This is a genomic window from Nocardia otitidiscaviarum NBRC 14405 (assembly GCF_000308635.1).
In the GTDB taxonomy this organism is placed as follows: Bacteria; Actinomycetota; Actinomycetes; order Mycobacteriales; family Mycobacteriaceae; genus Nocardia; species Nocardia otitidiscaviarum.
The window spans coordinates 48,236-61,375 of record NZ_BAGD01000095.1 but is presented as its reverse complement, the minus strand read 5'-3'; the positions used below and the strand labels follow the sequence as shown (position 1 = coordinate 61,375).

At 67.6% G+C, this 13,140-nt stretch carries 10 protein-coding genes and 1 pseudogene; 8 read left to right on the top strand and 3 right to left on the bottom strand.

Going from position 1 to position 13,140, the window contains the following annotated elements; genetic code table 11:
* The 5 genes and pseudogenes from infB to car all read left to right on the top strand — a co-directional run.
* A pseudogene (infB, locus tag ON31_RS20660) lies at positions 1-2,675 on the top strand (translation initiation factor IF-2); the annotation flags it as partial.
* Positions 2,676-2,812: 137 nt separating this feature from the next.
* Positions 2,813-3,103 (top strand): DUF503 domain-containing protein, encoded by a 291-nt coding sequence (locus tag ON31_RS20655; RefSeq protein WP_029928021.1) that lies wholly within the window; start codon positions 2,813-2,815, stop codon positions 3,101-3,103.
* Between the two features lie 24 nt (positions 3,104-3,127).
* A complete protein-coding gene (gene rbfA / locus ON31_RS20650; RefSeq protein ID WP_039815975.1) occupies positions 3,128-3,577 on the top strand; it encodes a 30S ribosome-binding factor RbfA in 450 nt (149 codons plus the stop codon).
* A gap of 145 nt (positions 3,578-3,722) precedes the next feature.
* Positions 3,723-4,763 (top strand): DHH family phosphoesterase, encoded by a 1,041-nt coding sequence (locus tag ON31_RS20645; RefSeq protein WP_051037542.1) that lies wholly within the window; start codon positions 3,723-3,725, stop codon positions 4,761-4,763.
* A 332-nt stretch (positions 4,764-5,095) separates the two neighbouring features.
* Entirely contained in the window at positions 5,096-8,566 is a 3,471-nt protein-coding gene (gene car, locus ON31_RS20640) for a carboxylic acid reductase (protein WP_039815974.1), read from the top strand.
* A 9-nt stretch (positions 8,567-8,575) separates the two neighbouring features.
* Here car and ON31_RS20635 read toward each other — a convergent pair whose 3' ends face one another.
* The 3 genes from ON31_RS20635 to ON31_RS20625 are packed head-to-tail and all read right to left on the bottom strand — an operon-like array spanning position 8,576 to position 10,249.
* The gene (locus ON31_RS20635; RefSeq protein WP_039815973.1) at positions 8,576-9,418 is read right to left on the bottom strand and encodes a helix-turn-helix domain-containing protein; all 843 of its coding nucleotides are present in this window, start codon (positions 9,416-9,418) and stop codon (positions 8,576-8,578) included.
* Positions 9,415-9,936 (bottom strand): DUF6879 family protein, encoded by a 522-nt coding sequence (locus ON31_RS20630; RefSeq protein WP_039815972.1) that lies wholly within the window; start codon positions 9,934-9,936, stop codon positions 9,415-9,417. Before ON31_RS20630 ends, ON31_RS20635 begins: the two co-directional genes overlap by 4 nt.
* The gene (locus ON31_RS20625) at positions 9,917-10,249 is read right to left on the bottom strand and encodes a hypothetical protein (RefSeq protein WP_039815971.1); all 333 of its coding nucleotides are present in this window, start codon (positions 10,247-10,249) and stop codon (positions 9,917-9,919) included. The genes ON31_RS20630 and ON31_RS20625 overlap by 20 nt, the downstream gene beginning before the upstream one ends.
* Before the next feature lie 178 nt (positions 10,250-10,427).
* On the opposite strand from ON31_RS20625, the gene ON31_RS37440 reads away from it, so the two are divergent.
* From ON31_RS37440 to ON31_RS20610, 3 genes are all read left to right on the top strand, one after another.
* Entirely contained in the window at positions 10,428-10,928 is a 501-nt protein-coding gene (locus ON31_RS37440; protein WP_174385111.1) for a hypothetical protein, read from the top strand.
* 53 nt (positions 10,929-10,981) lie between these two features.
* A complete protein-coding gene (locus ON31_RS20615) occupies positions 10,982-11,416 on the top strand; it encodes a DUF222 domain-containing protein (RefSeq protein ID WP_039815970.1) in 435 nt (144 codons plus the stop codon).
* A 220-nt stretch (positions 11,417-11,636) separates the two neighbouring features.
* Entirely contained in the window at positions 11,637-13,133 is a 1,497-nt protein-coding gene (locus ON31_RS20610; RefSeq protein WP_169335028.1) for a 2OG-Fe(II) oxygenase, read from the top strand.
* The last annotated feature ends 7 nt before the right edge of the window (positions 13,134-13,140 follow it).

Genomic DNA, 13,140 nt, shown 5'->3' with positions numbered 1-13,140 from the left:
AGACCGCCCCGGCCGCGCGCACCGAGGCGCCCAGCGTGAAGCCGGGACCGGCCGCCAAGCCCGGTCCCGCCGCCAAGCCCGAACCGCGTGAGACCCCGGCCGCCGCGTCCGGCGCGACCCCGTCGGCTCCGGCCGGTCCGCGTCCGACCCCGGGCGGCCCGCGTCCGGGTCAGCAGTCCGGGTGCCCCGAGCCCGGGCGGCCCGCGTCCGGGTGGTCCGAAGCCGGGTCCGAAGACCCCGCGCGTCGGCAACAACCCCTACTCGTCCGCGCCCGAGCGTCCGGCGCGTCCGGCCCCCGGCCAGGGTGGTCCGCGTCCGGGGCAGGGCGGTCCGCGCCCCGGCCCGCAGGGCGGTCAGCGTCCGGCTCCGGGGCAGGGCGGTCCCGGCCGGGTCCGCAGGGCGGTCAGCGTCCGGCTCCGGGGCAGGGTGGTCCGCGTCCGGCCGCCGCGCAGGGCGGTCCCCGTCCGGGTGGCCCACGGCCGAGCCCCGGCTCGATGCCGCCGCGGCCCAACCCGGGTGCCATGCCCCAGCGCGCCCAGCGTCCCGGCCCCGGTGGCGGCGCGGGTCGTCCCGGCCGTCCGGGCGGTGGCCCGGGTGGCGGCGGTCGTCCGGCCGGTGCCGGTGGTCCGTACCGCGGTGGCGGTGGCGGTGGCACGGGTGCCCCGGGTGCCGGTGCCGGCGGTGGTGCCGCGGGTGGTTTCCGCGGTCGTCCCGGTGGTGGCGGCGGTGGCCGTCCGGGTGCCGGTGGTCGCGGTGGCGCGGCCGGTGCCTTCGGTCGTCCCGGTGGCGCTCCGCGTCGTGGTCGCAAGTCGAAGCGGGCGAAGCGCGCCGAGTACGAGTCGATGCAGGCGCCCGCCGTCGGCGGCGTGCGGCTGCCGCGCGGCAACGGTGAGGTCATCCGCCTCGCCCGCGGCGCGTCCCTCTCGGACTTCGCGGAGAAGATCAACGCCAACCCGGCCTCGCTGGTGCAGGCGCTGTTCAACCTCGGTGAGATGGTCACCGCCACCCAGTCGGTGAGCGAGGAGACCCTCGAGCTGCTGGGCGCGGAGATGAACTACGTGGTGCACGTGGTCTCGCCCGAGGACGAGGACCGCGAGCTGCTGGAGAGCTTCGACCTCACCTACGGCGAGGACGAGGGCGGCGAGGAGGACCTGCAGGTCCGTCCGCCGGTGGTGACCGTCATGGGTCACGTCGACCACGGTAAGACCCGACTGCTGGACACCATCCGCAAGACCAACGTCCGCGAGGGCGAGGCCGGCGGCATCACCCAGCACATCGGCGCCTACCAGGTGCTCTCGCACGTCAACGGCGACGATCGGCTCATCACCTTCATCGACACCCCGGGTCACGAGGCGTTCACCGCCATGCGTGCCCGCGGTGCGAAGGCGACCGATATCGCGATCCTGGTGGTCGCCGCCGACGACGGCGTCATGCCGCAGACGGTGGAGGCCATCAACCACGCGCAGGCCGCGGACGTGCCGATCGTGGTGGCGGTCAACAAGATCGACAAGGAAGGCGCGAATCCGCAGAAGATTCGCCAGCAGCTGACCGAATACGGTCTGGTGGCCGAGGAGTACGGCGGCGAGACCATGTTCGTCGATATCTCCGCCCGCGAGAACATCAATATCGAATCGCTGCTGGAGGCGGTCGTGCTGACCGCCGACGCGGCGCTCGACCTGCGGGCGAACCCGGATATGGACGCCCAGGGCGTGGCCATCGAGGCGCACCTCGACCGCGGTCGCGGTCCGGTCGCCACGGTGCTGGTGCAGCGCGGCACGCTGCGCGTCGGCGACTCCATCGTCGCCGGTGACGCGTACGGCCGTGTGCGCCGCATGGTGGACGAGCACGGCGAGGATGTCAGCGAGGCGCTGCCGTCGCGTCCGGTCCAGGTCATCGGCTTCACGTCGGTGCCCGGCGCGGGTGACAACCTGCTGGTCGTCGAGGAGGACCGCATCGCGCGCCAGATCGCGGACCGGCGCAATGCGCGCAAGCGCAACGCCCTGGCCGCGCGCAGCCGCAAGCGCATCTCCCTGGAAGATCTGGATGCCGCTCTGAAGGAGACCTCGGAGCTGAACCTGATCCTCAAGGGCGACAACTCCGGTACCGTCGAGGCCCTCGAGGAGGCGCTGCTCGGTATCGACGTCGGCGACGAGGTGCGGCTGCGGGTCATCGACCGCGGTGTCGGTGGTGTCACCGAGACCAACGTCAACCTGGCCTCGGCCTCGGACGCGATCATCATCGCGTTCAACGTGCGCGCCGACGGCAAGGCGACCGCGCTGGCCAACCGCGAAGGTGTGGACGTCCGGTACTACTCGGTCATCTACCAGGCCATCGACGAGATCGAGAAGGCCCTCAAGGGCATGCTCAAGCCGATCTACGAAGAGGTCGAGCTGGGTCGGGCGGAGATCCGCCAGATCTTCCGCTCCTCCAAGTTCGGCAATATCGCCGGTTGCATGGTGCTGTCGGGTTCGGTCAAGCGCAATGCCAAGGCGCGCCTGCTCCGCGACAATGTCGTGGTCGCCGAGACCATGACCATCGCCTCGCTGCGACGCGAGAAGGACGACGCCATGGAGGTCCGCGAGGGCTTCGAATGCGGTATGACCGTCACCTTCAACGACATCAAGGAAGGCGACATCATCGAGGCCTACGAGCTGCGGGAGAAGCCGCGCGACTAGGCGAGTGACACCAGCGTCCCGCCGGGCCCATCGGGTCCGGCGGGACGGTGCTCCCGCCGCGATGAGCGACGGGTTCTACTATCCCCGACCGGGTAACTCACGCGCATTTCCCGGGGCGCGTTCATATGACTGAAAAGCTGTTTTTCGGAGCGCTGGAATTCGATATCTTGCTCGGTGACGTGCGTTCGCTGAAAGAGAAGCGCTCCGTCATCCGCCCGATCATCGCCGATCTGAAACGGTTCGGCGTGAGTGTCACCGAGGGCGGGGAACACGATCTGTACCGGCGTTCGCTGCTCGGCGTGGCGATAGCCAGCTACGGCATGAATCATCTGACCGAAGTGTTGGACAAGTGTGAACGGCACGTCGCGTACCGACCGGAGTTAGAGTTGCTGTCGGTACGCCGCCGCGTCTTCGGACCCGAAGACTGAAAGACGAGTTAGGAGGGACGTCCCATGGTTGATCAGGCCAGGGCACGCCGACTCGCGAAGCGGATCTCCACGATCGTGGCTACTGCCATCGAATACGAGATCAAGGATCCGCGGCTGCGTTTCGTGACCGTCACCGATACCAAGGTGACCGGAGATCTACGCGAGGCCACCGTCTACTACACGGTGATGGGGGAAACCCTGGACACCGAACCGGATTACGCGGAAGCGGCGGCCGGACTGGAGAAGGCCAAGGGCATTCTGCGTTCCAAGGTGGGTGCGGGCACCGGGGTGAAGTTCACCCCCATCCTGTCGTTCGCTCTCGACACCGTGCCGAACGCGGCGCGGGAGATGGAGGAGCTGCTCGCCCGCGCCCGGGCCGCCGACGCCCAGGTGGCGCAGGTGGCGGCGGGAGCCAAGCACGCGGGTGACGCGGATCCGTACAAGTCCGACCGCGACGACGACGCCGAGGACTGAGACGGGTGACGGCGCGGGCCGGTGGGTACTACCCCGGTAGTGAGTATTACCGACCGGTCCGCTATCGGGCGGGAATGGAGCCGTCGTGAGTGAGGCCGTGGACGCCGATAACAGCACCGCCACGAGCGCCGATCCCTCCCCTGTGATGAACGATTCGGGTGTCGCACCCGTGGTGGCCGGGATCGGCGCCGAAGAACCGAGCAGTCCGGTCGATCTTTCCGCCGCCGTCGACGTGCTGGACACCGCGCGATCGGTCACGGTGCTCTGCCACGTCCAACCCGATGCCGACACCATCGGCAGCGGGCTGGCGCTGGCGCAGGTATTGCACCGGCGCGGGGTGCCGGTGCGAGTGTCCTTCGCGGAACCGGCGGAGGTGCCGGTCTCCATGCGCTCACTGCCTGGTATCGAACTCCTGGTGCCGCCGGATCGGGTGCCCGCCGAGGTCGACGTGCTGGTGGCCGTGGACTGCGGCAGCGTGGGTCGCCTCGGAACGTTGCGCGATCGCCTCGCCGGTGCCCGGGTGAGCCTGGTGCTCGATCACCACCGCTCCAACACCCGCTTCGGCACCGTCAATGTCATCGACGAATCCGCGGAATCCACAGCGGGTTTGGTGGTTCGTGTGCTGGATGCCTGGGGCGAATCCATCGATCGCCCCATCGCGCACTGTCTCTTCGCGGGACTGGTCACCGATACCGGTTCCTTCAAATGGCCGCGCCCCGGCTCGCATACCCTCGCCGAACGTCTGCTGGCCACCGGTATCGACGGCGCCGCCATCACCCGCACCCTGATGGACACCCATCCCTTCGCCTGGCTGCCCATGCTCTCCAAGGTCCTCGGTTCCGCCCGCCTGGAGCCCGCGGCCGCCGGTGGCGCGGGCCTGGTCTACGCCTTCGTCCGGCGCGACGACACCGCGGGCGTCCGCTCGGAGGAGGTGGAGAGCGTGGTCGATATCGTCCGTACCACCGCCGAGGCCGACATCGCCGCCGTCTTCAAGGAATCCCGCACCACCCCCGACCTCTGGACGGTCTCGCTGCGCTCGCATGCCCGCCCCGACGGCACCCCGGGCGTCGATGTCGCCCGCATCGCCACCACCCTCGGCGGCGGTGGTCACCGCTATGCGGCGGGCTACACCACCTCCGGCACCCCGGACCAACTCGTGGCCACCCTGCTCGCCGAACTCGGCTGATCCACACGACGATCCATGCCGTCGCGCCTGCCCGGTGGCGATGAGCCGGTTCGCCGACAGTGAGGATCGTCACTGCGTGTCGTGCCGCGGTGGCGCCCCCTGGATCCGCCGGGTGGGGAATATCGCCGTGATCGGGGGCGAGCGGCCGACCATCGCATCCGGTGTCCACTGTCGGGGAGCGCGCCGCGCGGCCACGTTGTTACCCGATGGTTCTTGACAGCGGCGGTCGTAAGGCGGACGCTGAGATAGTTACTAAAGCTAAGTTAATTGTGACATGTCCCGTCCGCCCCGTGCGGACGTACTGAATCCGGCAATTGTGCAGGAGGTTGGTCATGCTCGATGATGCACGCGTCGAACGGCGTGAACGGCGAATCGCGGACGCACTGGCCGATGATCAGGTGCGCGCGGCGGTGGCGGATGCCGCCGTGAGCGAGGCGGTGCGCCGGGTGGAGGTGCGACTCGCGAGGATCGTCGACGCGGTGATGTCGGGGTACGGGGACCGGGCGGCCCTGGCGTGGCGGCGGTCGGAGCTCGTCGACGGGGCGGTGCGGCTGCTGCCCGAATACTCGACCATGACCTATCGCGAACTGTGGCGACGAGCCGGCGCGGTCGCGGCCGAATGGGGCGCTGATGCCGAATCTCCGGTCCGCGCAGGTGATTTCGTATGCACGCTGGGCTTCACCAGCCCAGACTACACGGTGGTGGATCTGGCACTGGTCCGGCTGGCCGCGGTGGCGGTGCCGCTCCAGGCCAGCGCCTCGGTGGCTCAGTGGCGGTCGATCATGGCCGAGACCGAGCCGCGGATGCTGGCGACCAGTGCCGAAACGCTCCCGGCCGCGGTCGAAGCCGTCCTCGGCGGATTCGCGCCGCGCCGGGTACTCGTCTTCGACTACCGGCCCGAGCTCGAGGCGCACCGGTCGGCCGTCGACTCGGCGCGCGAGCGGCTGGCCGAGGTGGGCTGCCGGGTCGCCACCGTGGCCGATGCCGTCGACCGCGGGGCGAGTCTCCCCGCACCCCTGTGCATTCCGTCCGACCGTGACCGGCTCGCCCTGCTCATCTACACCTCCGGCAGCACCGGCGCGCCCAAAGGCGCCATGTACACCGACCGGCTCGCAGCAGGTTTGTGGTTGTCGGCGAACGACATTCGAGTACCTGCCCTCACCATGAACTACATGCCGCTCAGCCATGTCGCGGGCCGGATGTCCCTCTACGGCACGCTGATGCGCGGCGGCACGGCCTATTTCGCCGCCGCCAGCGATATGTCCACCCTCCTGGACGATTTCGGTCTGGCGCGGCCCACCGAACTGTTTCTGGTGCCGCGCGTGTGCGAGCTGCTCCATCAGCGCTATCAGAGCGAGTTGGACCGGCGGGTGCTCGCGGGCGACGATGCCGAGACCGCTGCCACCGACGTGAAAGCGGAACTGCGGGAACGAGTGCTGGGCGGGCGCTACCTCACGGCGCTGTCGGGGAGTGCGCCGCTGGCCGCCGAGATGAAGACCTTCATGGAATCGTTGCTGGACGATGAGCTGCACGATGGCTACGGCTCCACCGAGGCGGGTGGCAGCGTGCTGCTGGACAACCGCATCAAGCGGCCTCCCGTACTCGACTACCGGCTCGTCGACGTCCCCGAACTGGGCTACTTCCGCACCGACAAGCCGCACCCCCGTGGGGAATTGCTGCTGAAGACCGAAAGCATGTTTCCGGGCTACTACAAGCGCCCGGAGATCACCGCCGAGATGTTCGACGCGGACGGCTTCTACCGCACCGGTGACGTGGTGGCCGAACTCGGCCCGGATCAGCTGGTGTACGTGGACCGCCGCAACAATGTGCTGAAGCTGTCGCAGGGCGAGTTCGTCACCGTGGCCGCCCTGGAGGCCGTGTACGCGACGAGTCCGCTGATCCGGCAGATCTTCGTGTACGGCTCGAGCGAACGCGCGTACCTGCTGGCCGTGGTGGTGCCGACGGACGCGGTGCTGGCGCTGCCGCCCGCGCGGGCGCGCGCCGAGGTGAGCGAATCGCTACAGCGCATCGCCAAGGAATCCGGTTTGCGGCCGTACGAGATCCCGCGCGACGTCATCATCGAATCCGAGCCGTTCACCATCGACAACGGTTTGCTGTCGGGCATCGGAAAGCTGCTGCGGCCCAAGCTGAAAGAGCATTACGGCGAACGCCTGGAACAGCTGTACGCCGAGCTGGCCGAGCAGCGTGAGGACGAACTGACGGCCCTGCGGCGCGGGGCACACGACCGCCCGATCCTGGACACCGTGACCCGCGCCGCCGGAGCCGTGCTCGACCTCGCCGCCGGGGAGGTGTCGCCCGACGCCCACTTCGCCGACCTGGGCGGCGATTCCCTGTCCGCACTGTCCTTCTCGACTCTGCTGCGCGACATCTTCGGGGTGGAGGTGCCGGTCGGCTTCATCGTCGGCCCCGCCACCGATCTGGCCCGGATCGCCGAATACCTGGTAAGCGAACGCGATTCCGGCAGTCGTCCGACCGCCGCCACGGTGCACGGCGACGACGGCCTGCTGCGGGCCGACGATCTCGCCCTGGAGGCATTCCTCGATCCGGCGACCCTGGACGCGGCCGCGCATCTGCCGAGCGCGCTGGAGCCGCCGCGCACAGTTCTGCTGACCGGCGCCAACGGCTACCTCGGCCGCTTCCTCGCCCTGGAATGGCTACAGCGCCTGGACGCCTCGGGCGGTACTCTGATCTGCCTGATCCGCGGCAGCGACGCCGACAGCGCTCGGCGCCGTCTCGACGCGGTCTTCGCCACTGGTGATCCGGAGCTGGAAGCCCACTACCGCGAACTCGCCGAGCGGCGGCTGCGTGTCCTGCCCGGCGATATCGGAGAACCGAATCTCGGTCTGAGCGAACAGGAGTGGCGCGATCTGGCCGAGACAGTGGACCTGATCGTGCATCCGGCCGCCCTGGTCAACCACGTGCTGCCCTACGCCCAGTTGTTCGGCCCCAATGTGGTCGGTACCGCCGAGGTGATCCGTCTCGCGCTCACCTCCCGGCTGAAGCCGGTCACCTACCTGTCCACCGTGGCGGTGTCCGCCGGTATCGACCCGGAGACCTTCACCGAGGACGGCGATATCCGCGAGATCAGCCCCGTACGCCGGCTCGACGACGGCTACGCCAATGGTTACGGCAACAGCAAATGGGCCGGTGAGGTGCTGTTGCGCAATGCGCACGACCGCTTCGGTCTCCCGGTGGCGGTCTTCCGCTCCGACATGATCCTGGCCCACAGCCGCTACGCCGGACAACTCAACGTGCCCGACATGTTCACCCGCCTGCTGCTGAGCGTGCTGGCGACCGGCCTGGCCCCCGGCTCCTTCCACGATGCCCACGGCGAGCGCCACCGCGCCCACTACGACGGTCTCCCAGCCGATTTCACCGCCGCGGCCGTCACCACCCTGGGCAGCCGGGTGACCAGCGGCTACGAGACCTACGACGTGCTCAACCCGCACGACGACGGGATCTCCCTGGACACCTTCGTCGACTGGCTCATCGAGGCGGGCCACCCCATCGACCGCATCGACGACTACGCCGAGTGGTTCGCCCGCTTCGATACCGCCCTACGCGCCCTCCCCGAACCCCAACGCCAACACTCGCTGCTACCCCTGCTGCACGCCTACCGTCGCCCCACCCCGCCCCTGCGCGGAGCCGCCCTCCCCGCCAAGCACTTCCGCGCCGCCGTGCAGCAGGCGAAACTCGGCCCGGACGGGGATATCCCGCACCTCACGCGGGAGCTGATCGAGAAGTACGCGAGCGACCTGCGGTTACTGGGGTTGCTCGCTTGAGGCGGGGTCTCAGTCGCGTCCGGTGCGGGCCGCGAGTGCCTGCCGTATGAGGGCGCGGGCGGCGTCACCTGTTACCGACTGGCCCGCCAGCACGTCGAAGGCCCGGCCGTACTGGGCTATCTCACGGGGCTGGGTGATGGTCAGTTCGGCGGACACGGTTTCGACCATGACCCGGACGTTGTCGAACATGGCGAAGTTCGTCATCGACACCCGATAGGGCGAAGTGGCAGGCACGATGCCGAGTACGACCCTGGGCATACCGAGCACAGCCGACAATCGGTCGAGCTGGCCGATCATCGTCTGATCGGTGCCCACGGTCGTCCGTAGCGCCTGCTCCGCGATGACGAAATTGAATCTGTGTTTCCGGCGGTACAGGATCTGCTGGCGTTCCATTCGTTTGGCGACGCCTTCGTCGATATCGTCGGGTACCTGTTGGAATTCGACGACGCTCCGCAGTACCGCTTCGGCGTACTCCGCTGTTTGCAGCAGCCCCGGAACAAGGAATGGGTGGTAGACCCGAATGATCTCGGTCTCGGCTTCCAGCTTGATCGAAGCCTGTTGTCTGCGTCTGGTGCCGGTGCCGAGGACGCGTCTCCATTCGAGCCATGCGGCATCGATGTTCCGCAGGGTGGCTATCAGGTCAGGTATCTGCCCTTCCGCCCCGGTAAGAACGCACCACGTTCGGATGTCGTCGTCGGTGGGCTTGGTCTTGCCGTACTCGATCTTCGAGACCTTGGTCTGATGCCAGCCGGCTCGGCGGGCGAGTTCGGTGCCGGTGACACCCGCTTCCTGGCGAAGCTCCCGGAGCCGAACCCCGAGAGCTTCCTTTTCCTGTTCGAGCGAATCGGTCACGCCTCGACATACTCCGACAGGGGAACAGTCAGCGACCAGACCCGTTCTTTGACACCTCGGATGTAGGAGACGATCCGAGGATCGGTGGTCACGGCCCCACCGACCCAACGTCCGTTCGTGCCGGGCTCGAATACCGTGAACGCCACGACCGAGTCATCGAACATCCACCAATCGTCAATGGTCAGCTCGGCGGGAGCGATCAGATGCCGAGACAGGTAGCGAACGTCCTCGCCTGCCTCGACATTGAGACGGGCAACGTGTTTCGCGTACCGGGTGTAGTCGTTGTGTGGCACCGTGACCACCCGTGCGCGATTAATGGCCACCCCTCGACCGGTGGTCTCCCGCACGTGGCTCAACCACGGCTGGAACCATCCATAGTCGTCGGGTTCGCCGGTGAGGAACCGGACGAGTGGTGGATAGTCCGCAGGGTAGTAGTCGTCCCGCACCTCCAGGTGGAAGGCTTCCCGCTCGGTCCGCCGGAACAGGTCGTAGAACGCTTCACCTTGTGCCAGCAGCATTTCCGTAGAAAGTCCTTCCTAGCTTGGCGACCTCGACACAGGTCTCGTCGGGGTAGATGTTCAGCTGGCCCAGCACGTCTCGGTCGGTGACAGATGCGCCGGACAGCACGAAGGTCCCGCGACCGGTATCGGTCATGGTCGCCCCGAGGAACGTGTCCGGCAGTGCGAAGCCGAGCAGTAGATGCGGGATCTCGACGGTGCCCGGTGTGTCGGTCCGCCACCCTTGGACAACGTAGGTGCCCTCATCCGTGGCGTACAGCGAGGGACATCCGCCACCTTCGGTGCCGCCTTTGCCGAGAAACTGTAACCGCATGGGTGAACCCCCAATCCGTTGAGCGATTCATGCTCGTATCTGTTCGATGATCCCTCGGAAGTCTCGGCTTCGTAGCTGGATAGAAGATATGAGCATTTTCGAGCATGAAGCTGGACCTGCGTCGTCGACGGTTCCTAGCCTCGAGTCCGTCGATCACTAATCGGACAAGGGGAGCGCAATGGCGAGGCGGACGTGGCTCGGCGAGTTCCCTGGCGGCGTGCTCGAGATCAACGCCTACGACGATGACCCCGCCGATGGGCATCCGGGGGTGTATCCGGAGGTCTACGGCCCCGCCGACGACACCCAGCGGGGAGACGAGATGCGGTACCGGCCTACGGCAATCGGGTATCTGCGCACCGACGTGTCGGGGGCGGCGCGGTTCCAGGACGAAGCCCTGATCCGCGAGCTGGCCACCCGGCTCGGCTACGACTTCGCCGACATGATCGTCTACGACCCGAAGTTCGGCCGACCACCGCTGGCCCGGCTGAAGGCCCAAGCCGGGCGGGTGGGCGCGCGGGCCGTCATAGCGCCCGGTGTCGAGCATTTCGAGGGCGGGCAGGTGCCCGCATCGCTGACCGAACGATTGGACGTCATCACCGTATGGCCGGAGGCCAGGTACGAGCGTCGACCGGTACCACCGTTGCCGACACTGCCGCCAAGCAAGGTGAATGGGGCCTAGTGCGCATTCTCGCCCTGTGGGGGAGGGAATTCCGGCATTCGGGATCTGAATATTTGCAGTTCAGGGACACCGACACCGACACCGACACCGACACCGAGCCCGAGGGATTGCTCGCCGAGGGCGCGATCTCGGCCACCCACACCCGCGCGGTCATGCGGGTGATGAACCGGCTGCCCGACGCCATCGACACCGCCACCCGCGCCGTGGCCGAACAGCAGCTCGCCGACGCCACCCGCATGCTGGCCCCCGAACAGGTAACCCACGTCGGAGACCGGCTGCTGGGCTTCCTCGACCCCGACAATCCACACGGGTGGGCCACCGAGACAGTCCCGGCCGGATCCGCGTTGGCCGGACGCACCCAATGGCGGCCACCAGTCGAGATCGACCCGCACCGCACTCCCCAGGTCAACCACCTCCACCACCCCGAACACATCCTGGCCGAAAGCCTGAAACGCTACCGCGCCGAACTCACCCGCCTCCGCAACTAGCAGTCGCACCGCGGCGATGTGCGAACACCCACCATTTCGGAGCACCTTGCGGGCCCGCCGTAATACCCTGTGCTGCCCCGGGCGCTCGCACTCGTTCCCGACACTCGGGCAACCTCACTCACACTGTCGGCGCCGAGACTGTCCCTTCGCCCCACTGGGCAGGCTTCTGCCCGTAGTTGAGCGTGCCTGGTGTCGGGACGACGGCGTCGAGCAGCTCACCGTGCCATCGCTGTTCGGCGGCAGCGACTTTCGGCATGCCGGTCCGCCCGTGCCTCCCGGCGCGGGCTCCCGCACGGATTGTCGGTGCGCTTCGAGAGGATGCTCGCGAACGTTGTCGGACAAAGGAGATGGGATGACGGACAACACTTTACGAGCGATCGGCGAGCTCATGGGTTCGGTGCCGTCGGCGGGTTCATTCGCCGCGCAGCACACCGGGTCGGCGGAGAACCTCGTGATCGAGGTGGAGGGGGTGGGGCGGCTCGAGTTGCCGGTGACGCCGAACCAGGCGCGGCGACTGTGCGAGGTCGCGCGTCCGGCGCGGTACGGCCTGCGCGAGCAGACCCTGCTGGACGCGAATGTGCGTGACACATGGGAGGTTCCGCGGGAGCGGGTGGCGATCGACGAAGGGCGGTGGCACAAGACGTTGCTGCCCCTGCTGGCCACCCTGCGGGCCGAGCTGGGCCTGGTCCCGGACTGCGAGTTGGCTGCGGAACTGCATTCGATGCTGGTTTATGAACCGGGGCAGTTCTTTCAGCGTCACCAGGATTCGGAGAAGACCGAGGGCATGATCGGCACATTGGTGGTGACACTGCCTTCGGCGTTCACCGGAGGGGAACTCGTGATCGATCAGCAGGGGGCGCGGGTCGTCGACCGAGGTTCGCCGGAGCGACTGTCCGTCGTCGCGTTCTACAGCGACTGTGAGCACGAGGTGCTACCGGTAGCCGCCGGATACCGAATCACGTTGACCTACAACCTGATGGCGAAGGGACGTACCGGACCCGAAAGCACCGATTTCGCTCGGCATCCGTCGGTCGCGCTGCTGGCCGAGCAACTGCGCGCGCATTTCACCACACCGATCGAATCGGCGGCGAGTTCCTTCCGTCGGTCGACGCCACGGCCACCCCGTCAACTCGTCTATCTGATGGACCATCAGTACTCTCAGAACGGTTTCGGGTGGGACCGACTCAAGGGCAGCGACGTGGGCCGAACCGGAATGTTGCTCGCGGCGGCCGAGATCGCGGGATACGACACGGCGCTGGCGCTGGCGGAGGTCGAGGAATGTTATGAGGAAGAGGATTACACCACCTCGATGTTGATCTATCGGCAGCGCTGGGAACGCGTTGCCGACGGGTGGAAATGCGTCGAAAGTTCCGAGGTGGATTTCGATGACGAGGGGGAAATGATCGACCCGGTGCCCGACGATCCCGCGCGTATTCCGGTTCGTTCCGACCTGCCCTTGCAGCCGAACTCGGACGAGCTCGGTGAACTGCGTTTCTCCGACCTCAGGTTGACGTGGCTGATCGATCGGTCGGGAGCTGCCGGTAAGCCTGACGCGGCACGGGTCCAGGACGAGGAGTTGTGCACGGGCGCGACAACATCGGCGCTGGAGCCCTTCGCGTCGGAGTTGGAGGGGTACATGGGCAACGAAGGAAACAACGCTAATTTCTGGTATCGGCGCGCGGCGATCGTCGTCCGGCCGGGCAGGGCTGACCTGTAGTTCATAC